We start from the raw sequence: 19,594 nt of genomic DNA, 5'->3' as shown, positions 1-19,594 counted from the left end.
GGTGAAAGTGATGGCTTTTTCTGAAAGAGTTTCACGCCTCAAAGGTTCCTTGATTCGCGAGATCCTTGCCGCTGCCCAGCGTCCCGAGGTCATGTCGTTTGCCGGTGGTCTGCCTGCCGAGTCGATGCTGCCGGCCGTACAGTGGGCCGAGATGCCGGTAGGTCTGGGTCAATACGGCATGAGTGAGGGCGAGCCGGCGTTGCGCGAAGCGCTGGCGGCCGAAGCGCGGGCGTTGGGGCTTGACTGTCAGGCCAGCCAGGTACTGGTTGTCAGCGGCTCGCAGCAGACTCTGGATCTGGCCGCCAAGCTGTACATCGATCGAGGCACCGAGATTGTCGTTGAGGGCCCCACCTATCTGGCCGCCTTGCAGATCTTTCAGTTGTTCGGTGCTGCCTGCCTTAGCGTACCGGTAGAAGCCGAAGGGCCCGACCTGGCAGCGTTGCGCCAGAAGCTCGAACAGCATGCACCCGCGTTCGCCTACCTGATTCCGACGTTTCAGAATCCGTCCGGCGTGCGTTACAGCGAACAACGTCGCGAGGCGGTAGCGGCGTTACTCGATGAGTTCGGTGTGACCCTGATCGAGGATGAACCCTATCGTGAACTGACCTTCGATGATGGCCGTGCCCGGCCCATCGTGGCGCGCTTGCGCAAGTCGAGCTGGATCTACACCGGTACTGTGTCCAAGACTCTGTTGCCCGGCCTGCGGGTCGGCTACCTGATTGCCAGTCCTGATCTGTTCCCGCACCTGCTGCGCTTGAAGCAGGCGGCCGATCTGCACACCAACCGCATTGGTCAGTGGCAGGCGCTGCAATGGATCGGCACCCAGCAATATCGCGATCATCTGGGTGTTTTGCGCGATTTTTACCGCGAGCGCCGTGATGCCTTTGACGCCGCCCTGCAGACCCATTTCACTGATCTGGCTGAGTGGAACACACCGCAAGGCGGGCTGTTCTTCTGGCTCACCCTGAAGCAACCGCTGGACACTCGCACCTTGCTGGATGCGGCGTTGGCCCAGGATGTAGCTTTCATGCCGGGTGAGCCGTTTTTTGCCGACCCGCAGGCGAACCCTGGATACCTGCGATTGAATTTCAGCCATATTGACCCGTCACGTCTGGACGAGGGGCTACGGCGTCTGGCTGACGTGGTGCGTCAAGCTCTGGCCAAGGGGCTGGTCAAGTAAGTGTCGATCGTCTTCAAAAGTGCATTGATTTCATGGGGGAACGGCTGATGTACAAGATTCATGGCGATTACAACTCCGGCAATTGCTACAAACTCAAGCTGATGCTCAGCTTGCTGGGCCAGCCTTATCAGTGGGTGCCGGTGGATATCCTCAAGGGTGAAACACAGACTCCGGAGTTCCTGCACAAGAACCCCAACGGCAAGATTCCGGTACTGGAGTTCGAAGACGGCACCTGCCTGTGGGAGTCCAATGCGATTCTCAATTTCCTGGCCGATGGCAGCGCCTACCTGCCAAGCGATGCGCGTTTGCGCACCCAGGTGCTGCAATGGCAGTTTTTCGAGCAATACAGTCACGAGCCCAGTGTCGCGGTGGCGCGGTTTATCCAGTTTTATCTTGGCCTGCCTGCCGAGCGGGCTGAAGAGCATCGGCGCAAGCTCAAGGAAGGCTACCGTGCGCTCGCCGTGATGGAGCAGCAACTGCAACGTACGCCGTTTCTGGTGGCTGAGCAGTTTTCTATTGCCGATATCACCCTCTACGCTTATACCCATGTCGCGCACCAGGGTGGTTTTGATCTGGCGCGGTATCCGGCCATTTCGAGCTGGCTCGAGCGGGTCCGGGCGCAACCTGGTTATGTCGGAATGCTGGACTGATCCGACGCTGGATCGCCTTGCCCGAGCGAGTGAAACCTAGACGCGCACGAATAGAAACTGCGTCTCTTTGCGTAAGATTTTTTACCTACTGATGAGGGGCTTTTCAGTAGGGCTTGCAGTGGCGCAGTTTCTGCAATACCCGCTCTCGCTCCGGAATCAATCGCAATGATTTTTCATGGCCCACTGCTGGCAAAGGTCGACAACACAATGGCTTTTTCCAGCAGGGGAGTAAGGGCTCATGCTCGACGTAATCCGGACCGCGGCGGTCATTGTTTTGCTGACGTTTGCTGTTCAGGCACGGGCCGACGACTGCGACGACAACCAGGCGGCGATGAATCGCTGTGCGGCGGTTGAGCTGGCAAGGCTTGACCGGCAACTGAACGAGACGTTCAAGAACCAGCTGGCCTGGTTACAGGACGCCCGAAAAAAACTCGAATTGCGCAGTGCACAGCGGCAGTGGATCGCCTTTCGTGATGCTGACTGTCTGTATCAGGTGGGTAAGCTGGCGGATGCCGGAACCCTTGGGCCGATGCTGCAAGCCCGTTGTCTGGCCGCGCATACCGAGGCAAGAGTCAGGCAGTTGCAGGCCTATACGGCCTGTCGCCAGCAGGGGTGCCCGCGTTGATTCAGTGCATCGAATGAAACACCGCGTCCGAGTTGATGTGCTCGGTGACATTGAGCCCGGCAGCCAGCAAATGCGCTTTGAGGTTGGCTGAGTTACTGACCACTGCCCAGGGTTGCTCGCTTGGCAGGTTTGGCTCGTCCAGGCTGCTCAGGGCCTCTAGCAGTTGTTCTGGGGTAATGTGCCAGGCCAGTATGCCGTCGTTTTTCCATCCTGCCTTATGAATGCCCAGCGCTTCGCATAGACGCTTTTTGCGCTCAGCGTCCTGTCGATCCTGCTGGCGGGAGCGCTCGATCAGCTCGACCGCTTGAGGGTCGGTGTACTTGCCCTCGCGCCAGATGATTTCACCGGTGCCCCATGCTTCGGGCGGGCAGTCCTTGCCGACAGGCGAGGGCAGAATGGTCGGGTTGATCTCCAGCGGATAGATGCGGCACACCAATGGGCGCTGTTCATAAATGGTACACAGGTTGTCGGCGCCCAGATTGGGGCAGCCGGCAACGATATCGGCTACCAGCAGGGTGATGACCTCTGCGTCCTGATCTCCAAAGCTGGCCGCAAACGCGCGCAAGGTCTGGTGCTGGTACTCTCCTGGCCTTCCTGACCACAGCGAGTCGCTGATGGTTTCGGTCATGAGTACCACATTGTCGCCGCGCGCTGCCCAGGCCTGCGCCTCATCGACCGTCAGTGGCACGTATTTGCCACGGCAGCATTTGCCACAGGCCGTGCAGTTGTACCTCAAGCCATCATCTGACATCGCAATCGATCTTCTGCCGGAGCGGTCGCTTTGGCTTGGGCATTAGATGAACACGCCGCGACCCGCTGATTTATCGAGGCAGGCAGCTTATCCGGCGGATTTGTATCCGTACCGTTAACATTTGTATCAAAATGAATACAACCGCCCCCGTGCCGTTCAGGACGGCCAGGGGGCTGTATTCAAGGCAGGAGGATTGAGCGCTTCAGACTGCGCCGAAGCGCTGATTGAGATAGTCGATGATGACTTTGGATTCGTACATCCAGGTCACTTTTTCGCCTTCCTGAATGCGCAGGCAGGGCACTTTGATCCGGCCACCTTCGTTGAGCAAAGCCTGGCGAGCGGTCTGGTCGTTCTTTGCGTCATGCAGTGCCACTGGCACATTGAGACGGTGCAGGGTGCGGCGGGTTTTTACGCAGAACGGGCAGGCATGGAACTGATACAGGCTCAGCTCTCGGGCGGCCTGCTCGACACTGGCCTGGGCCTGCGGGCTGCGCTTCTTGCGGGCCGGGCGGGTGATGAAGTCGCCGAAGACGATAAGTTGGCCAAGACCAACCCGCAGGGCTTTGATGATCACAGGCATACCTCTGAGTGTGGCGGAGCGGGCAGGGCACCAGGTGCCCTGCAGGGTTGGGGCTTACTTGATCAGGCTGAGAAACTCGCTGCGCGTGGCGGCGTTGTCGCGGAATTCACCGAGCATCACCGAGGTGATCATCGCCGAGTTCTGCTTCTCGACGCCGCGCATCATCATGCACATGTGCTTGGCTTCGATGACCACCGCAACGCCCAGGGCGCCGGTGACCTGCTGGATGGCTTCGGCAATCTGGCGGCTGAGGTTTTCCTGGATCTGCAGGCGGCGGGCATACATGTCGACAATGCGTGCGACCTTGGACAGGCCCAGTACCTTGCCGTTGGGGATATAGGCCACGTGAGCCTTGCCAATGAACGGCAGCAGGTGATGTTCGCACAGCGAATACAGCTCGATGTCCTTGACCATCACCATCTCGCTGGCATCGGAGCTGAACAGCGCATCGTTGGTGACTTCTTCGAGGGTCTGCTGATAGCCGCGGCACAGGTACTGCATGGCCTTGGCAGCGCGTTTTGGCGTATCGAGCAGGCCTTCGCGGGTGACGTCTTCACCCAGTTGACCCAAGATGTCGGTGTAATTCTGTTCCAGTGTCACGGGGCTGTGTTTCCGTATGGATAGCGATCAGGGCGCACATATTACCCGAGCCGGACGGTCAGGTGTATGGCCGCTGTGCAAATCGGTCAGGCACAATGTCCTCGTCTTACGTCCGTGTATCCGTTTGCTTACCATCGTGCGACTCGCTCGCTACCTACTTTTACCCCGCCATGCAGTCTCATGCGGCAGGTCATTCCTGACCCTGATTCGAGAGTATGAAACGCATGTTGAGTCGAGTAGTGAAAATTGCGATGGTCGTTGCCGTCTTGTCGGTCGTAACCGGCTGCTGGCCGTTCTGGGGGCCGGGGCCGGGTGGGCACGGGGGTGGCGGTGGTGGCCATCATCAGGGTGGGCCGGGCGGCCATGGCGGGCCGGGCGGCGGTGGGCCAGGTTTTGGCCCGCGCTGAGTCTGCCATGTGGGGGGCTGCGGCGCGACGTTACTCGTCGCGCCCTTCAAGCATGGTCCGCCGCAACATCACATAGACCGCGCCCGCTCCGCCATGCCGTGCCTGGCATGAGCAAAAGCCCAGCACCTGCGGGTGCTGACGCAGCCAGGTGTTGACGTGGCTTTTGATCATCGGCCGCTTGCCATCGAGGCGCACCGCCTTGCCGTGGGTGACACGCACGCAGCGGATTTCAAGCCTGGTGGCTTCGGCAAGAAACGCCCAGAGGGTTTCGCGAGCGACTTCCACGTTCATGCCATGCAGGTCCAGGCTGCCTTCGAAACTGATCTGGCCCAGTTTCAGCTTGCGCATCTGCCCTTCCTGAACCCCGTCACGGGCCCAGTGCAGAACGTCCTCCGGGCCTACATCAATAACGAACTGATCGGACAGGCCATCGACCTTGATCGACTCGTGGCTGGCGGTGGCCGACTCGCGCAAACGACTGAGCTGGCGGCGGTCAGCCTTTGCCTTGCCGGTGTCGGCATAAGCCTGCTCGATACGCTTGACGCCACGCATCTCGTTCTTGAACAGGGAAAAATCATCGTCTTGCATGCAGGGCCTCCCCTAAGCCATCCAGTTCAACGGGCCATGATGCGGGCTGTTTCATGGCAAACAGCCCGGGAAGCGTCAAATCAGGTCTTTGGTCAGTGCGAGGGTGGCGAAGTTGTCCGCCATGATCGCCATTTCGGTACGGTGCACGACGTGCGCGCTGACCACGCCGTCTGGGGTCGGCAGGTCGCGGGTGGCACAGGCATCGTCGACCAGCGTGCAGCGATAGCCGTAGTCCTTGGTGGCACGTACGGTTGTACTGATGCTCGAATGGCTCATGAAACCGCACACGATCAGGTCCAGGCGGCCCAGGCTTTGCAGCAGATCATGCAGGCCGGTGCCATTGAAGGCATTGGGCAGGCGTTTTTCGACGACGTGTTCACCGGGCAGCGGCAGCAGTTCCGGGACCAGTTGGCCACGCTCGCCTTGCGGGTCGAACAGACCGCCCACAGTACCCAGATGGCGGATGTGCACGATCGGGCATTTGGCGGCACGTGCCTTTTCTACCAGCAGGCCGATGTTGGTCAGTGCCTCATGGACGCCGCTCAGCGCCAGCGGACCGCTGAGGTACTCTTTCTGGGCATCGATGATAATCAGCGTGGCATTGCTCAGGCTGGCCTGGGCGTGAACCCGGCCGCTGAGTTGAAACATGGTCTTGGGAGAAGACATGGGGGCTCCTTCAAGTGGGGCTTGGGGACGCCTCTAAAAACTGCCCGCGTTGCCGGCCTTGCCAACACGTTTAGAGGTGCCCTTTTTGGCGCATTGTCCTCTCCCCGAGTCATTCTGTGAATCTTGACAATTGAGAACCGCGGTTTTAGCGGGCTGCAGGGCAGAAGATGGAGCAAAAGGTGATGGCTGTTTGCCTTGCTGGATGTTGCGCAATGGTAGACACTCCGTTGCTTTACGTCACTCGCGGGTTTGCGAGTCCTGCTAGAATCGCCCGCCGTTTTCCTCCAAGGAGCTTGCCCATGATCACTTCCCGTTTGCGCACCATACGCGATCATATCCGCTGGGCCGTCAGCCGCTTTCACGAGGAAGACGTATTTTTCGGGCACGGCACCGACAATGCCTGGGACGAAGCACGGCAACTGGTGCTTGGCGCCCTGAGCCTGCCTTGGGAGATTGCCGACAGCTATCTGGATTGCCGCCTGGAAATCGACGAGATTTCCGAACTGCAGCGGCTTATTCGCCGCCGTATCGATGAGCGTGTGCCAACCCCTTATCTGTTGGGGGAGGCGTGGTTCTGCGGCATGTCGTTCATTGTCGATGACCGTGTGTTGATCCCGCGTTCTCCGATTGCCGAACTCATTGAGGACGGTTTTCAACCCTGGCTGGCCCAGGAGCCAGCGCGGATTCTGGACCTGTGCACCGGCTCGGGCTGTATCGGTATTGCCTGTGCCGACGTGTTCCAGGATGCAGAGGTGGTGCTGGCCGACCTGTCCTATGCCGCACTGGAAGTGGCTAATCAGAATATCGAGCGCCATGGTGTGGATTCGCGGGTCTACACCGTGCAGGGCGATGGCTTCGATGGCCTGCCAGGGCAGCGCTTCGACCTGATCGTGTCCAATCCGCCGTATGTCGATGCCGAAGATTTCGCTGACATGCCGGATGAGTTCCAGCATGAGCCTGAACTGGCCCTGGCCTGCGGCAGCGATGGCTTGAACCTGGTGCGCCGCATGCTCGCCGAGGCGGCTGACCACTTGACCGAGAAAGGCTTGCTGATCGTTGAGGTAGGCAACAGCCAGGTGCATGTCCAGGCGCTGTATCCAGAGGTCGATTTCGCCTGGCTGGACTTCAAGCGCGGTGGTCACGGGGTGTTCATGCTCTCGGCCGAGCAGTGCCGCGAGCATCGCGCGCTGTTCGAGTCGCGTCTGTAAGACGCTACCGCCAAGGCCGGGCCAATTCCCGGCCTTATCGGCTTAGCGATGCGTGGCGATCCAGATCAACAGCCCGGCCTGAAACACCGCAAAGGTCACCAGGCAGGCGATGGTAAAGCGCAAACCGGCATCATCGCGGCGGTACTTGTTGACCCGCTCTTCATGTTTGCGGATGGTCACGTCCTGCTCTTGTAGCCGCTGCTCGGCTTTTTCAAGCATCTGCGCCGCATCGAGTATTTCAACGATCTGGACTTTTTCGTTGTTCCAGGTGCTGTGCAGGTTGCCGACCTGGACTTGCTTGACGCTGCCCTTCATGTGTTGCGCGTCAGCGTAGCCGACCTCGAAACCCTGGGTGCGCAGGAAGTGGTCGCGGCGCATCCGGGTGTCTTCATTCAAGCCGTCTTTGCTGGCCAGGTCAAAACTCTCGACCTTGTAGGTTGCCCAGCGCTTTTGCGCCCAATGGATGCCGGTTGCGATCAGAAAACGACCCAGGCCGCGGTTCCAGGGTTCGATCTGCAGGCCCGAGTCCGGCCCGAAGCGCACCACATGCTCAAGGTGGTCGACCCAGATATCCAGGTGGTTTTGTTCGCGCCGCACCCGTTGCCCCGGCAACTGGATATTCAGGCGCAACAGGCTCAATTCTTTGCTGTGCCGCTCAGCCTGACCCATCTGGACGAAGCGCAGCGGGCGGCCGCCGGTCGCGCGATCGGTGGGCAAGGGCGCCAAGCGCAGCATCTGGAAATGTTCCGGGACGACATCGTCCCATGGCTTTGGCGGTGCGGCGTTTTCGCTTTCAGCGGTCTTTTCTACAGCGTCAATGGTATCGGTCATTCGTGGCGATCCTGTCCATGGCCTGTTGCGGCACACACTCTGCCAGTGCCTCGCTATCGGCTGGCAGCAGCAACACTTAAGCGCACAGCCTTCAAGGCTGCAGATTTTCGATGAACTGCAGGATCTGCCTGGTCAACTCGCTGGCCAGCGGCAAATCGGGGTTGCGATACGACTGCAGTTGTTGCTGCAGATCGTCAGGTACGATGCGCAGCACATGGTTCATGCCGTCGATCAACACCAGTTGCGCATCCGGCTTGGCTTGCTGCAGGCGTTGCGCGTCTTCGACCCCGACCTGAATATCGTTGCGTCCCTGCACGATCAGCGCCGGGACCTTGATCCGGGCGAAGGCCGCAGCCGGGTCTTGGCGTAACAGCGAGATCAGATACGGCTGGACGCTGGGCCTAAACACCACCATCAGTTCGGCCGGCACTTGCGCGTCGGTGCGGCCGGCCTTGAGGCTGTCGAGTAACTGTTGGCTGCGCTGCGCCAGCTCCGGTGGCAGTCGATCATTGAGTTGCTCGCGCAGGACCTGATCCACCGGCCGGCCCGTGCCGCCGATGGTAATCACCGCGCTGGCGCCGGCCGGTCCCGCGGCCAGCGAAGCCATGAGTGCGCCCTCGCTATGGCCGAGCAGTATCAGCGGGCCGAGCCGCGAATCGGCCTTGAGCAGTCGACTCCAGGCCACCACATCGGCGACGTAACGCTCAACGCTCAGATTGCGCTCATCAGGGGTGGCAGGCTTGCTGGCGGCCACACCGCGTTTATCGTAACGGACACTGGCAATGTTGTGTCTGGCCAGGGTGATTGCCAGTTGCTTGAGGCTGTCGTTGCGTCCGCCTTCGGGGTTGTTGCCGTTACGATCGGTGGGGCCGGAGCCGGCAATCAATAGCACCACTGGCACCGGGCGGCTGGCGCGCGGCAGCAGCAGGGTGCCATACAGCGTGCCGTTGCCGGTCTGCACACTGATCGGGCGCTGCATAACACTGGGTGTCGCGGCTTGGGCTGCGGTGCTGAGCAGCGCCACAGCCAGCAATAGCCATGCTGACAGGGCTTGAATCGTGGTTCGTTTCGGGTGCATCACAAAGCCATCATCAGGAAGGTAACGCTTGGACGCATGCGTTCGGCGAAGGTTCTAGTGTGTATACTGCGCACCTGCTTAAATCGAACTGGTTTTTCTCGGAGCCCCCGCATGTCCGGCAACACTTTCGGCAAGCTTTTCACTGTAACCACTGCCGGCGAAAGCCATGGCCCGGCGCTGGTCGCTATCGTCGATGGCTGCCCGCCTGGCGTTGAGTTGTCGCTCGATGATCTACAGCGCGACCTGGACCGGCGCAAGCCCGGCACCAGTCGGCACACCACCCAGCGCCAGGAAGACGACCAGGTCGAGATTCTCTCCGGCGTCTTCGAGGGCAAGACCACCGGTACCTCGATCGGTCTGCTGATTCGCAACACCGACCAGAAGTCCAAGGACTACTCGGCAATCAAGGACCTGTTCCGCCCGGCGCATGCTGACTACACCTATCACCACAAGTACGGGGTCCGCGATTACCGTGGCGGTGGCCGCAGCTCTGCGCGGGAAACCGCTATGCGCGTAGCGGCCGGTGCGATCGCCAAGAAGTACCTGGCCAGCCAGGGTATTACCGTACGCGGCTACATGAGCCAGTTGGGGCCGATCCCGATCGAGTTCAAAACCTGGGACAGCGTCGAGCAGAACGCCTTCTTCTCACCTGACCCGGACAAGGTTGCTGAGCTGGAAGCCTATATGGACCAGTTGCGCCGTGACCAGGACTCGGTCGGGGCGAAGATCACCGTGGTGGCCGAAGGTGTGATGCCGGGGCTTGGCGAGCCGATTTTCGACCGCCTGGACGCCGAACTGGCCCACGCGCTGATGAGCATCAACGCCGTCAAGGGCGTCGAAATCGGCGCCGGGTTCGCCTGTGTGGCTCAGCGTGGCAGCGAGCACCGCGACGAACTGACACCGGACGGATTCCTGTCCAACCAGGCGGGCGGCATTCTCGGCGGTATCTCTTCGGGCCAGCCCATCGTGGCTCATCTGGCGCTCAAACCGACCTCCAGTATCACCACGCCGGGCCGTTCCATTGACGTCGATGGCAATTCGCTGGAGATGATCACCAAGGGCCGTCATGACCCCTGCGTCGGCATCCGTGCCACGCCGATTGCTGAAGCCATGATGGCCATCGTGCTGCTTGACCACCTGCTGCGCCATCGCGGGCAGAACGCCGATGTGCAAGTGACTACACCGGTGCTGGGCCAGCTGTGACGGAGCATGGCGGGCAGTTGCCTTATTGGCGGCTGTCCGGCTTTTACCTGTTCTATTTCGCCCTGCTGGGCTCTTCGGCGCCGTTTCTGGCCCTGTATTTCCATCATTTAGGCTTCTCCAGTGCGCGTATCGGTGAACTGGTCGCCATTCCGATGCTGATGCGTTGCATCGCGCCGAACCTGTGGGGTTGGTTGGGTGATTACAGTGGCCAGCGGCTGGCGATCGTGCGCTTCGGCGCGGTCTGCACGCTGCTGGCGTTCGCCTTGATTGTGTTTGATAAAAGCTATGCGTGGCTGGCGATGGTCATGGCTGTGCATGCCTTTTTCTGGCACGCGGTATTGCCCCAGTTCGAAGTCATTACCCTGGCGCATTTGCACGACCAGCCCGGCCGCTACAGTCAGGTGCGGGTCTGGGGCTCGGTCGGCTTCCTGCTGGCAGTGGTGGCGGTGGGCTTTTTACTCGAACACTTCAGCCTTGACCTGTATCCGTACCTGTTGCTGGTGATCCTGGCCGGTATTGTCCTGGCCAGTTGGCAGGTTCCCAACGCCCGGCCTGTCGATGAACAGAGCAAGGTCGATGGCGACGGTTTTTTTCGTCAGTTGACCCGCCCGGGCGTCATTGCGTTTTACCTCAGTGTCGCCTTGATGCAGTTCAGCCATGGTCCGTACTACACCTTTTTGACCCTGCACCTTGAGTACCTGGGCTATGGACGCGGTGCAATCGGTTTGCTGTGGTCGCTGGGGGTGGTGGCTGAAGTGCTGATTTTCATGGTCATGAGCCGCATCCTGCAGCGTTTTTCCGTGCGTCAGGTATTGGTGGTCAGTTTCCTGCTTGCTGCACTACGCTGGATGATCCTCGGTCAATGGGCTGAATTGCCTGTCGTGCTGCTGTTTGCCCAACTGCTGCATGCCGCCACTTTTGGTAGTTTTCATGCCGCTGCCATTGATTTCGTACGCCGCAGTTTTGCCGGACGCCAGCAAGGCCAGGGTCAGGCGCTGTACGCCGCGCTGTCCGGAACCGGCGGGGCGCTGGGCGCGCTGTATGCCGGCTATAGCTGGAACAGCCTGGGGCCGGCCTGGACGTTCGCGATCGCCAGTCTGGCGGCGCTGCTGGCAAGCGCATTGATACTGTCTGGCAGGCGAGGGCGGGCGGTATGAGCCTTGCCGATCGGTTCTGCCGTTGTTTTTCGCAGGCGTCGTTGTGGCGCTGCATTTTCCGTTCAGGAGTTGCCTGATGAGCAGTCTGTTCGTCTATCACGTTTCCAGCCCCGAAGTCCCTTTGAAAGTGCTCAACCACCTGGAGGACATTGCACCGACGCTGGCCGAACAGGGCATCACCTTCGAGCGCTGGCCGGTCTCGACTGCGGTGGCGGCGGGCAGTTCCAGCGAACAGGTGCTTGCCAGTTGCCAGGCGTCGCTTGAGCAACTTGCCCGGCAGCGCCAGGTCAGCGTGCAGCAGGTCATCAGCCTTGACCGGCCTGCAGAGGCGGGCGTTGGACTGCTGAGTGAGGAGCATCATCATGCGGGCGATGAAGTGCGCTGGTTCGTGGCCGGTCGCGGACTGCTTTATCTGCGCAAGGAAGAGTATGTCTACGCCGTGCTGTGTGAAAAGCACGACCTGATCAGCCTGCCCGCCGGGACGGCGCAGTGGTTCGATGTTGGTGAGCATCCTTATCTGGTGGCCATTCGTCTGTCGGCCAGCGCAGATGGGCTGCGCGCAGTTGCCAGCGGTGACGGGCTGGCCAGTCGCTTTCCACGCCTGGATGATTGATTACACAGCGGCCTCACTGGCGCGCTGTTGATGCTCATTATCTGTGTTGAGTGTCAGGTATATCCGTTCGGAAAGTAGGACGTTTTTCGTATAAAAGTCAGTAAATCCTGTTTGTTTTGCCTTAGGGTTTTAAACGGATTTATTCGTGTAAGTTGGTTCTGGATCACTCATCACCACGCGGGCTGCGGCGAGTTTCGCCATGGCTGCGACCGGCAAGGGCCAGGACAATCAAGACGACAATGGACTTACTGATACGACAGATGGTCAGCAGCATTTCCGAACGCGATGGTTTGTTGGCCATCGAAAACGCACTGCAGTGGCTCAGGCAAGAGTGCCGTTGCGAGCGGGCCATGTTCTACCAGTTCAAGGGCTCGCTGCTGCTGACGTTCGCGGCGTCCAATCTGGCGCCGGCCGAAGCCGACTTTTTCCGTGGCGAACGCCAGCTTGCAGAAGATCCGGTCATTCGTTGCTATCGCAACCAGTTGGGTTTTCTCGACTGGCGCGATGCGCTGCGCCAGTACCCGGCGTCTGCCGAGTACCTGCAGATGCTCCAGCGTTCGGGGCTGCTGCCGGCGCAGTCTTACGGGTATACCAGCCAGTGCAGCGCGACCTCCGGGGTGATTTCGGTCTGTACCCTGGGCGCTATGCAACGCAGCCTTAACAGTGACGACAAGTACCTGCTGAGCAGCCTGGTGCCGGTGCTGCACATGGTTGGGCGCGGAACCCGGATGCGTGGCCATAGTCTGACCGAGCGTGAGCTGGAAATTCTGCGCTGGGCACGAGAAGGCCGCACGACCGCAGAAATCGCCCTGATCCGCGAGGTCTCCGAGTCGACGGTGAAATATCACCTCAAGACCATCTACGGCAAGCTGGGAGTCGCCAACAGAGCGCAAGCGGTCGGCGAGGCGCTGTGCCGCGGCCTGATCTAGTTTTTGCCATGCAAAAAAAACCGCGGCGTTGAGGCCGCGGTACAAGCGAGGGTGTGGAAACGCAAAGCGAACAGCGCTGCACTCAGGCAGCAGGGTCCAATCAACGGCTGTGGTAGGTCGGCAGGTCGAAACGATGCTGGCTTTGCAGCATGGAGATGGCTGGCAGCTCACTGGCCTGGGCGGCCAGGTCACGACGGATGGCGCTGATTACCCATTCCAGCTGGACCGGGGTGTGAAGCTGGGCATAGGACACGCAACGGCGGGTCACTTTGCCTTCTTGATCGCGCAGGGTCAGCAGTACACCGCCATCAGGACGAGCCTGGGTGCTGACGTTGTAGTCGGAGAATACAGAGGCGAATTTTTCCTGGATGAAAGTCATGTCTGGCGGCTCCGTTGATCAGTATTAACAAACTTGATCAATGGATTGCAGTGTCTGTGCCAGTATTGAATTTAAATAAAATGCTTATAAATCAAGGGTTTATATTTTTCTGGTTTTTCACTCTTCGTGCAAATTGCATGAATGGCCATCCTGGGCACTGCATTTTGCCAGTCGTAGTACCTTTGCAAGCGCGAATGGTTCCCTGCAAAACGTATTTTCTATCAGCGCCATAGAAGACACTGCTTTGACCCCAGGCGAACCCCCGGACAGACTGGCGGTCATTGTTTGCACAGTGTGTAAAGCCTGATTCTGCCAAGGAGTGATTCATGACCAATGCCCACCGCAACCCGCCGCAGTTGATGACCGACGATGAGGCTGCCGAGTTTGCCGAGCAGGTGTTCGATGTTGCTCGCCAAGGCAATGCCTACATGCTTGAGCGTCTGCTGGAAAAAGGCCTGCCGGTCAATCTGCGTAATCACAAAGGCGACACTTTGCTGATGTTGGCCTGTTACCACGGCCACCTGGCTGCCGTGCAGGTGCTGCTCAGGTTCAAGGCCGATCCGGAAATTCGTAATGACAACGGCCAGAGCCCGATTGCCGGGGCCGCCTTCAAGGGCGATCTGGCGGTTGTTCAGGCGCTGGTCGAGGCGGGGGCGCAAGTTGAAGGTGCCTCGGCCGACGGGCGTACCGCGTTGATGATGGCAGCGATGTTCAACCGCACCGCGATGGTTGATTACCTGATCGCCAACGGCGCTGACCCGCAGGCCCGCGACGCTCGCGGTGTCACCCCGCTGGGGGCGGCCCAGGCCATGGGGGCGACAGACACTGCCGAGCAATTGGCTCGTATCTGAGCGCATTTGATAGAGGCGTGCCGGATTTCCCGCTATCCTGCGCGCCTCTTACGCTTGCCCAAGGATCTGCGCCAATGAACGCTGCACTCGTCGAACTCATCAGTAAAATCAGCTCCGGCTGCATGGGCGAGCAGGACATCCAGCGCATCGCCGATGAAGCGGCCCAGGCTTACGCCGATGCCGATGGCTTTCTGGCCGCCAATCCCGACATCAATTATGACGATACCTTTCCAATTGCGCTGGGAGAGTGGGTGGTGGTGGGCAGCCTGCCCGATACCGTGCTGTTCCAGGCCGATAACTACATGGACCTGTTCAGCCAGATCACTGCATCCTTTGGTCCGGGCGTCGCTTTCAATATCAAGCCTAAACAACTGGCCAAAACCGAGCCACTGACGGCACTCAACCGTATTCAGGTGCAGTTGAGCAGCATGAACAAAGAGGCGGGTGGCTATGTACTGATGGACTTCAGCCAGCCACTGGACGATGAATTGCAGGCGGTGCTGGTGTATGGCTGTGACGAGCAGCGGGTGCTGGAACTGGCCGCCGAGCTGGGTATTCATGCCGCGCCCGCTCTGAAGGCGCTGCGCGGCGAGGCCTGATTCAGCCCAGTGCGGTATCGAGGAACATCATTACCGCAAAGCCGCCCATCAGGCCCAGTGTGGCAGAGGTCTGGTGGCCGTTGCGATGGGTTTCCGGAATCACTTCATGGGACACCACGAACAGCATCGCGCCAGCGGCCAGACCCAGGCTCAGCGGGTAGGCGATGGCGAAGCCGCTGGAGATGCCCAGGCCCACCACTGACCCCAGTGGTTCCATCAGACCGGAGCCGATCGCCACCAACATCGCCTTCAGCGCAGAAAGCCCGGTTGAGCGCAGCGCCAGGGCCACGGCCAGCCCTTCCGGAATGTCCTGAATGGCAATGGCGCTGGTCAGCGGCAAGCCGACATTCATGTCGCCGCCGGCAAAGCTCACGCCAATGGCCATGCCTTCGGGCAGGTTGTGCAGGGTAATTGCCAGAACGAACAGCCAGACCCGGTTGATGCGTTCTGCAGCCGGGCCTTGCCGGCCCACGCTCTCGTGCTCGTGCGGGGTAAACTTGTCCAGGCCCAGCATAAGCAGCACCCCGAGCCCCAGCCCGCAGACGACCGTGGTCGCTGCCAGAGGCCCGCTACCGGTGATTTCCCGGGCCGCTGCAAGGCCTGGCAGGATCAGCGAAAAAGAGCTGGCCGCCAGCATCATCCCGGCGGCAAAGCCGAGCATGATGTCTTGGGTGCGCTGGCTGATGTCGCGCAGTAACACCGCCGCGATAGCGCCCAATGCCGTGGCTGCGAAGCCGGCGCTGCCGCCGAGCAGGGCGTGCTCAAGGTTAATCTTGTTGGCGCCCTGAAAGGCGTTGTAAAGACTGGCGATGCCCAGGCCCAGGATCATCAGCAGGGCCAGGAAAAACCCCAGGCTCAGCAGCGGCGAAGACTGGAACTGAGCGGTCCAGGTAGAGCGTAGCGAGCGCAATGGCGCAGATGTAGGCATGAAAACGGCACCTTAATAGGGAAGCAATGGCGGCTATCTGGATGTCCGAGCCTGCAGGTGGCAGGTTGGTTCAATGCAAACTTTTTCTCGCGCAGCGGTCTGCTGGCGTACAACCTGTACCAATAAATGCTTTGGAGCAATATCGGTGGGATCGACTTTCAACAGCCTGATCGGCTTGATTATTCTGGCCCTGGATATCTGGGCCATTCTGCAAGTACTTAAAAGTGGCAGCGAGGCGGGTATCAAGGTGTTGTGGATCCTGCTCATCGCACTGCTGCCAGTGCTGGGGTTGATCATCTGGGCCCTTGCCGGGCCGCGCGGCGACCTGCGTGTCTGAGCGATTATCAGGCCTGGCGCGGCTGGGTGTGGGCGGTCTGATCCGGCAGACCGCCTGTTTATCTTCACATTGTTCGTAACTGACTGTAAGCCCACACAATTTTCACATTGCGTGGCTCATGATGCGCGGCGATCATTGACCGCCGTCGCAGTGCGTCGGCAGCACACCATGGATGGGGCGGTGCGCACTTCAGCCTGATCGGCATTGCACCCCTCTGTGGTCTGTAACAATTCCAACCCTGAATCCTTCGGATCTCCCTTTATGGCCAAATCGGACGCCCAGAGTCGGCATGCCTTGTCCCGGCTGCCTGACCCAACGCTGAAACATCATCTGCTTTATACACTGCTTAGCGGGCTGACCCTGATGGTCATGTACACGCTGCTGCGCATTGCACTGCTGGTGTATAACCGCGAGATGATCGGCGATACGCCGATCTCGACCTTCGTCGAGGCGTTGATCAATGGCATGCGCTTTGACTTGCGTCTGACCATCTACTTGCTGATTCCGCTGTTCTTCTCGGTGTTCAGCGTGCGGGCGATGCGTGCCCGGGGCTTTTTCCGTTTCTGGCTGACCCTGGTCGGCAGTATCACGCTGTTCCTGGGCCTGATGGAAATGGACTTCTATCGCGAATTCCACCAGCGCCTCAATGGTCTGGTGTTCCAGTACGTCAAAGAAGATCCGAAAACTGTACTGAGCATGCTCTGGTACGGCTTCCCTGTGGTTCGCTACCTGTTGGCCTGGGCGCTGGTCACCTGGCTGTTGAGCCTGGTATTCAAAGGTTTCGATCGTCTGGCCCGGCCTGCGCAGGGCGTGACTGCCAGCCGCGGTTTTTCTGGTGCCGTCGCCCCTTGGTACATGCGCGCCAGCGTGTTCGTGGTCATCCTGCTGGTGGCTGTGGTCGCCGCCCGTGGCACCTTGCGTCAAGGCCCGCCACTGCGCTGGGGCGATGCCTACACAACCGATTCGAACTTCGCCAACCAGTTGGGCCTTAATGGCACCCTGACCCTGATTGCAGCAGGCAAGAGCCGGTTCTCGGAGGACCGTGACAATATCTGGAAAGCCACCCTGCCACAGGATCAGGCCCAACAGACCGTGCGTGACATGCTGTTGACTGCCAACGACCAGTTGGTCGAGCCGGATATCGCTGTCGTGCGCCGTGACTTCAACCCGCCGGCGCAGAACACGCTGCCAATTCGCAACGTGGTGGTCATCCTGCTGGAGAGCTTCGCCGGTCACTCGGTGGGTGCCTTGGGCAGCCAGGCGAACATTACGCCGTACTTCGACAAGCTGGCCGAAGAGGGTCTGCTGTTCGATCACTTCTTCTCCAACGGCACGCATACCCATCAGGGCATGTTCGCGACCATGGCCTGTTTCCCGAACCTGCCTGGCTTCGAATACCTGATGCAAGAACCTGAAGGCAGCCACAAGTTGTCCGGCCTGCCGCAGTTGCTCAGTACCGGTCGCGATTACGACGACGTCTACGTCTATAACGGCGACTTCGCCTGGGACAACCAGTCGGGCTTTTTCAGCAACCAGGGCATGACCAACTTTGTCGGTCGCAATGACTTCGTCAACCCGGTGTTCTCCGACCCGACCTGGGGTGTGTCCGACCAGGACATGTTCGACCGTGGTGCTGAAGAGCTCAAAGCCCGTCAGGGCCAGGGCAAGCCGTTCTATGCCTTGCTGCAGAGTCTGTCCAACCATACGCCGTATGCCTTGCCCAAGGATTTGCCGGTCGAGCGGGTTACCGGCTACGGCTCGATGGACGAGCATCTGACGGCGATGCGTTACTCTGACTGGGCGCTGGGGCAGTTCTTCGAGAAGGCCAAGAAAGAGCCTTACTACAACGAGACCCTGTTCGTGGTGCTGGGCGACCATGGCTTTGGCAACAACCGCCAACTGACCGAAATGGACCTGGGCCGCTTCAACGTGCCGTTGTTGTTGATCGCACCGGGTATTCAGGACAAGTTCGGCAAGCGCAGCAGCATCGTCGGCACTCAAGTGGACGTGGTGCCGACCATCATGGGCCGTCTGGGTGGCAAGACCCGTCATCAATGCTGGGGGCGTGACCTGCTGAACCTGCCCGAGGGTGATCAGGGCTTTGGCGTGATCAAGCCGTCTGGCAGTGAGCAGGTGGTGGCCATTCTCAGTGGCAATCACATCCTGATCGAGCCGGTAGACATGCCTGCGAAGGTTCTCAAGTACACCTTGGGCACTACACCGTCGGCCGAAGTGATCGAAAATGCGGCGCAGACTGAAGAACTCAAGCAAAAACTTGAAAGCTTCCTGCAAACCGCGACCAAGAGCCTGCTGGACAACACCGCAGGCGTAGAGGCCAGCAAGAACTGAGCAGCATGAAAAGGCCCCCTCCGGGGCCTTTTTTCTGCCGGTGTAAAAACCGCCGACATGCAGATTCCCGTTTGCTTGGGCGTCACCCAAGTGTCTGCCCGACCTTGCCGCCGTCTGGTAAAAAAACACCCTGTATCAGGCTGAACAAACCGCCTCACGGACCGGTCAAGATCACGTAAGCCGATTGTCCGGCTGTTGCGGAGGTACTGATGAAACTGTGGGCCGTTTCGTATCTGGATAAGGATGGCGTGCAACAACGCCTGGAGATTGATTCGCAGCAGTGCCCTACACATGAGGAGGCTGCCCGTCTGCTGCGCCCGAAACTGTTCCCGGTGGCCGGTGAACTCGATCTCAATGATCTGGAGGGGCGAGCGTCAGAGCCGACGGTGAAGACGCTCAGAGAGCAGAACAGCGTGCAGATCCTTTCGATTACAGAGCTTTCCTGAGCGACCATGCTCTGCCAACCGCTTGGCAGGTGCTCAGGCTAAGGCTACTCTGCAAACGGGGCCGCCAGAGGGCGTACGTAAAGTCGCTGAACAGCCACTTGAGTGCATCGTCTGACGGACTCTTCCCGGCGGGTGTCCGGCCCTTTGCAGGCCGACTTCACCCAGCTCCATGCTTGATCGCCAGGCTGGCGGCACGGCCGCACAGCCAGCGTTGAAACTCTATCTATCGTTGCATAGGAGGATGTTTCATGAGCACAGCCCACCCTGAAGACATCAGCACTCACGTGCTGCGTTGCATGAAAGAGGGCGGTTTTGATTTTGCCCGGATTCATCCCATTGAGTTCTACGCCATCTTTCCCGACGAAAAACGCGCTCGCCAGGCCGCGCAAAAATTTCGCGGCGAATCGCTGAACGCTCAGGTCAACGAGCGCGATGACGGTGCCTGGCATTTACAGGTCAGCAAAATGATGTACGCCACTTACCACGGGATCGGGGACTTTGAGCAAGACCTGCAGTCTGCGATTTCCCCGCTTGACGGGGAGGTTGAAGGCTGGGGAGTCAAACATGAACTCAGACGCTTGAACTGAACAGCAGATTCACCCTTGACGGCCCGGCGGGAACATTGCTCCCGCCGGGCCG

Annotated in this window: 23 protein-coding genes; 14 read left to right on the top strand and 9 right to left on the bottom strand. The window is 59.7% G+C overall.

Translation table 11 applies throughout. From position 1 onward, the window contains the following. Positions 1-10 precede the first annotated feature (10 nt). From NRB16_RS22535 to NRB16_RS22525, 3 genes are all read left to right on the top strand, one after another. On the top strand, positions 11-1,180 hold the full coding sequence (locus NRB16_RS22535; RefSeq protein WP_045489898.1) for a PLP-dependent aminotransferase family protein: 1,170 nt from the start codon (positions 11-13) through the stop codon (positions 1,178-1,180). Between the two features lie 47 nt (positions 1,181-1,227). After that, a complete protein-coding gene (locus NRB16_RS22530; protein WP_045494553.1) occupies positions 1,228-1,830 on the top strand; it encodes a glutathione S-transferase family protein in 603 nt (200 codons plus the stop codon). Positions 1,831-2,068: 238 nt separating this feature from the next. Continuing rightward, positions 2,069-2,455: a lysozyme inhibitor LprI family protein gene (locus tag NRB16_RS22525; RefSeq protein WP_257106982.1), complete on the top strand. Its 387-nt coding sequence runs from the start codon at positions 2,069-2,071 to the stop codon at positions 2,453-2,455. 1 nt (position 2,456) lies between these two features. On the opposite strand, the gene NRB16_RS22520 is transcribed toward NRB16_RS22525, so the two are convergent. The 5 genes from NRB16_RS22520 to NRB16_RS22500 all read right to left on the bottom strand — a co-directional run bounded on the left by NRB16_RS22520 (position 2,457) and on the right by NRB16_RS22500 (position 6,047). Then, complete coding sequence (locus NRB16_RS22520; RefSeq protein ID WP_257106981.1) at positions 2,457-3,206, bottom strand: YkgJ family cysteine cluster protein; 750 nt, start codon at positions 3,204-3,206, stop codon at positions 2,457-2,459. A gap of 202 nt (positions 3,207-3,408) precedes the next feature. After that, the gene (locus NRB16_RS22515; RefSeq protein ID WP_045494558.1) at positions 3,409-3,780 is read right to left on the bottom strand and encodes a glutathione S-transferase N-terminal domain-containing protein; all 372 of its coding nucleotides are present in this window, start codon (positions 3,778-3,780) and stop codon (positions 3,409-3,411) included. A gap of 60 nt (positions 3,781-3,840) precedes the next feature. Then, on the bottom strand, positions 3,841-4,386 hold the full coding sequence (gene folE, locus NRB16_RS22510; RefSeq protein ID WP_045489902.1) for a GTP cyclohydrolase I FolE: 546 nt from the start codon (positions 4,384-4,386) through the stop codon (positions 3,841-3,843). 437 nt (positions 4,387-4,823) lie between these two features. Next, positions 4,824-5,381: a Smr/MutS family protein gene (locus NRB16_RS22505; RefSeq protein WP_045489904.1), complete on the bottom strand. Its 558-nt coding sequence runs from the start codon at positions 5,379-5,381 to the stop codon at positions 4,824-4,826. Between the two features lie 75 nt (positions 5,382-5,456). Beyond that, positions 5,457-6,047, bottom strand: coding sequence for a cysteine hydrolase family protein (locus NRB16_RS22500; RefSeq protein WP_045489906.1), 591 nt, complete (start codon positions 6,045-6,047; stop codon positions 5,457-5,459). 299 nt (positions 6,048-6,346) lie between these two features. Here NRB16_RS22500 and prmB point away from each other — a divergent pair, with 299 nt between their 5' ends. Next, a complete protein-coding gene (gene prmB, locus NRB16_RS22495) occupies positions 6,347-7,255 on the top strand; it encodes a 50S ribosomal protein L3 N(5)-glutamine methyltransferase (protein WP_045489908.1) in 909 nt (302 codons plus the stop codon). Between the two features lie 42 nt (positions 7,256-7,297). Here the strand turns inward: prmB and NRB16_RS22490 are convergent, their stop codons facing one another. Both NRB16_RS22490 and NRB16_RS22485 read right to left on the bottom strand, forming a co-directional pair. Continuing rightward, entirely contained in the window at positions 7,298-8,086 is a 789-nt protein-coding gene (locus NRB16_RS22490) for a hypothetical protein (protein WP_045489910.1), read from the bottom strand. A 91-nt stretch (positions 8,087-8,177) separates the two neighbouring features. Continuing rightward, a complete protein-coding gene (locus tag NRB16_RS22485; RefSeq protein ID WP_257106980.1) occupies positions 8,178-9,164 on the bottom strand; it encodes an alpha/beta hydrolase in 987 nt (328 codons plus the stop codon). Positions 9,165-9,275: 111 nt separating this feature from the next. On the opposite strand from NRB16_RS22485, the gene aroC reads away from it, so the two are divergent. The 4 genes from aroC (at position 9,276) to NRB16_RS22465 (ending at position 13,066) form a co-directional block, all read left to right on the top strand. Beyond that, a complete protein-coding gene (aroC, locus tag NRB16_RS22480; protein ID WP_045489914.1) occupies positions 9,276-10,367 on the top strand; it encodes a chorismate synthase in 1,092 nt (363 codons plus the stop codon). Then, on the top strand, positions 10,364-11,524 hold the full coding sequence (locus NRB16_RS22475) for an MFS transporter (protein WP_045489916.1): 1,161 nt from the start codon (positions 10,364-10,366) through the stop codon (positions 11,522-11,524). The genes aroC and NRB16_RS22475 overlap by 4 nt, the downstream gene beginning before the upstream one ends. 76 nt (positions 11,525-11,600) lie before the next feature. Next, positions 11,601-12,137 (top strand): acireductone dioxygenase, encoded by a 537-nt coding sequence (locus NRB16_RS22470; RefSeq protein ID WP_257106979.1) that lies wholly within the window; start codon positions 11,601-11,603, stop codon positions 12,135-12,137. Positions 12,138-12,376: 239 nt separating this feature from the next. Next, positions 12,377-13,066 carry a LuxR family transcriptional regulator gene (locus tag NRB16_RS22465; RefSeq protein WP_045489919.1) on the top strand — a complete coding sequence of 230 codons (690 nt, stop codon included), beginning with the start codon at positions 12,377-12,379 and terminating at the stop codon, positions 13,064-13,066. A gap of 100 nt (positions 13,067-13,166) precedes the next feature. On the opposite strand, the gene NRB16_RS22460 is transcribed toward NRB16_RS22465, so the two are convergent. Next, on the bottom strand, positions 13,167-13,445 hold the full coding sequence (locus NRB16_RS22460; protein WP_045489921.1) for a DUF3509 domain-containing protein: 279 nt from the start codon (positions 13,443-13,445) through the stop codon (positions 13,167-13,169). A 326-nt stretch (positions 13,446-13,771) separates the two neighbouring features. Here NRB16_RS22460 and NRB16_RS22455 point away from each other — a divergent pair, with 326 nt between their 5' ends. Beyond that, the gene (locus NRB16_RS22455) at positions 13,772-14,296 is read left to right on the top strand and encodes an ankyrin repeat domain-containing protein (RefSeq protein ID WP_045489922.1); all 525 of its coding nucleotides are present in this window, start codon (positions 13,772-13,774) and stop codon (positions 14,294-14,296) included. Positions 14,297-14,370: 74 nt separating this feature from the next. After that, positions 14,371-14,895, top strand: a complete 525-nt coding sequence (locus NRB16_RS22450; RefSeq protein ID WP_045489924.1) for a hypothetical protein — start codon at positions 14,371-14,373, stop codon at positions 14,893-14,895. Position 14,896: 1 nt separating this feature from the next. Here NRB16_RS22450 and NRB16_RS22445 read toward each other — a convergent pair whose 3' ends face one another. After that, positions 14,897-15,823, bottom strand: coding sequence for a ZIP family metal transporter (locus tag NRB16_RS22445; RefSeq protein ID WP_257106978.1), 927 nt, complete (start codon positions 15,821-15,823; stop codon positions 14,897-14,899). A gap of 145 nt (positions 15,824-15,968) precedes the next feature. On the opposite strand from NRB16_RS22445, the gene NRB16_RS22440 reads away from it, so the two are divergent. The 4 genes from NRB16_RS22440 (at position 15,969) to NRB16_RS22425 (ending at position 19,542) form a co-directional block, all read left to right on the top strand. Continuing rightward, positions 15,969-16,160 carry a PLDc N-terminal domain-containing protein gene (locus tag NRB16_RS22440; RefSeq protein ID WP_045489929.1) on the top strand — a complete coding sequence of 64 codons (192 nt, stop codon included), beginning with the start codon at positions 15,969-15,971 and terminating at the stop codon, positions 16,158-16,160. A gap of 261 nt (positions 16,161-16,421) precedes the next feature. Further along, complete coding sequence (locus tag NRB16_RS22435) at positions 16,422-18,509, top strand: LTA synthase family protein (RefSeq protein WP_257106977.1); 2,088 nt, start codon at positions 16,422-16,424, stop codon at positions 18,507-18,509. Between the two features lie 209 nt (positions 18,510-18,718). Further along, a complete protein-coding gene (locus tag NRB16_RS22430; protein ID WP_045489932.1) occupies positions 18,719-18,955 on the top strand; it encodes a hypothetical protein in 237 nt (78 codons plus the stop codon). Between the two features lie 248 nt (positions 18,956-19,203). After that, positions 19,204-19,542: a ribonuclease E inhibitor RraB gene (locus tag NRB16_RS22425; protein WP_045489934.1), complete on the top strand. Its 339-nt coding sequence runs from the start codon at positions 19,204-19,206 to the stop codon at positions 19,540-19,542. The last annotated feature ends 52 nt before the right edge of the window (positions 19,543-19,594 follow it).

This window comes from Pseudomonas sp. LJDD11 (assembly GCF_024584215.1).
Taxonomy (GTDB): Bacteria; Pseudomonadota; Gammaproteobacteria; order Pseudomonadales; family Pseudomonadaceae; genus Aquipseudomonas.
The sequence above is the reverse complement of the archived record's forward strand: the minus strand, read 5'-3'. Positions and strand labels throughout refer to the sequence as shown.

Coding starts and splice junctions, on each gene's coding strand:
- NRB16_RS22505 (WP_045489904.1), bottom strand. CDS start 5,381: ATGCAAGACGATGATTTTTCCCTGTTCAAGAACGAGATGCGTGGCGTC.
- NRB16_RS22430 (WP_045489932.1), top strand. CDS start 18,719: ATGAAACTGTGGGCCGTTTCGTATCTGGATAAGGATGGCGTGCAACAA.
- NRB16_RS22490 (WP_045489910.1), bottom strand. CDS start 8,086: ATGACCGATACCATTGACGCTGTAGAAAAGACCGCTGAAAGCGAAAAC.
- NRB16_RS22520 (WP_257106981.1), bottom strand. CDS start 3,206: ATGTCAGATGATGGCTTGAGGTACAACTGCACGGCCTGTGGCAAATGC.
- NRB16_RS22435 (WP_257106977.1), top strand. CDS start 16,422: ATGGCCAAATCGGACGCCCAGAGTCGGCATGCCTTGTCCCGGCTGCCT.
- aroC (WP_045489914.1), top strand. CDS start 9,276: ATGTCCGGCAACACTTTCGGCAAGCTTTTCACTGTAACCACTGCCGGC.
- NRB16_RS22445 (WP_257106978.1), bottom strand. CDS start 15,823: ATGCCTACATCTGCGCCATTGCGCTCGCTACGCTCTACCTGGACCGCT.
- NRB16_RS22425 (WP_045489934.1), top strand. CDS start 19,204: ATGAGCACAGCCCACCCTGAAGACATCAGCACTCACGTGCTGCGTTGC.
- prmB (WP_045489908.1), top strand. CDS start 6,347: ATGATCACTTCCCGTTTGCGCACCATACGCGATCATATCCGCTGGGCC.
- NRB16_RS22535 (WP_045489898.1), top strand. CDS start 11: ATGGCTTTTTCTGAAAGAGTTTCACGCCTCAAAGGTTCCTTGATTCGC.
- NRB16_RS22460 (WP_045489921.1), bottom strand. CDS start 13,445: ATGACTTTCATCCAGGAAAAATTCGCCTCTGTATTCTCCGACTACAAC.
- NRB16_RS22530 (WP_045494553.1), top strand. CDS start 1,228: ATGTACAAGATTCATGGCGATTACAACTCCGGCAATTGCTACAAACTC.
- NRB16_RS22470 (WP_257106979.1), top strand. CDS start 11,601: ATGAGCAGTCTGTTCGTCTATCACGTTTCCAGCCCCGAAGTCCCTTTG.
- NRB16_RS22525 (WP_257106982.1), top strand. CDS start 2,069: ATGCTCGACGTAATCCGGACCGCGGCGGTCATTGTTTTGCTGACGTTT.
- NRB16_RS22450 (WP_045489924.1), top strand. CDS start 14,371: ATGAACGCTGCACTCGTCGAACTCATCAGTAAAATCAGCTCCGGCTGC.
- NRB16_RS22485 (WP_257106980.1), bottom strand. CDS start 9,164: ATGCACCCGAAACGAACCACGATTCAAGCCCTGTCAGCATGGCTATTG.
- NRB16_RS22500 (WP_045489906.1), bottom strand. CDS start 6,047: ATGTCTTCTCCCAAGACCATGTTTCAACTCAGCGGCCGGGTTCACGCC.
- NRB16_RS22455 (WP_045489922.1), top strand. CDS start 13,772: ATGACCAATGCCCACCGCAACCCGCCGCAGTTGATGACCGACGATGAG.
- NRB16_RS22465 (WP_045489919.1), top strand. CDS start 12,377: ATGGACTTACTGATACGACAGATGGTCAGCAGCATTTCCGAACGCGAT.